We start from the raw sequence: 514 nt of genomic DNA, 5'->3' as shown, positions 1-514 counted from the left end.
GCACCGCCACCGCGGCCGCGAACAGCCGCCGGGGGACGGGCGGATTCCTGCGGGACATGGGACTCCTAGCGAAGCTGGGACTGGGTGAACCGGGGACATCGGCACGGCGGACGCACCGTCACTCAGTGTTGAGTCGCGCACGACTGACTGTCACTCCGGGGCGGGCAGCCGGGTGAGCCGGTCTGACTATTCGTCCGGTCGAGTCATTCCGGCCGCCGGCCCTGTTGCCGTTCGCATGCATACCGTAGCGTCACCGATGCTCTGTGTAACCACATGACCACGGGAGGCATCATGCCGACTGAGCTGAAACTGCGTGAGAGCGAAGACATCCAGGGCGACGTGATCGCCGGTTTCAAGAAGGACCAGATGACCCTGCTGTTCCTCAAGTTCGAGGACGCGGCCAGGGCACGGACGTGGGTGCGGCAGCTGGAGCCGCAGATCTCCACCACCAGACAGGTCGCGGCCTTCAACGCTGCGTTCAGCAAAGCCCGGAAGTCCTCGGGCGGCGACGACC

1 pseudogene is annotated in these 514 nt (G+C 65.8%); it reads left to right on the top strand.

Annotated elements, in window-relative coordinates:
• Window positions 1-291 precede the first annotated feature (291 nt).
• Window positions 292-514, top strand: a pseudogene (locus ABD323_RS45510) (Dyp-type peroxidase); the annotation flags it as partial.

It is taken from the genome of Kitasatospora nipponensis (assembly GCF_039528135.1).
Lineage (GTDB): Bacteria > Actinomycetota > Actinomycetes > Streptomycetales > Streptomycetaceae > Kitasatospora > Kitasatospora nipponensis.
Note: the sequence above shows the minus strand (reverse complement) of the source record. Positions and strands in the feature narration are given on the sequence as shown.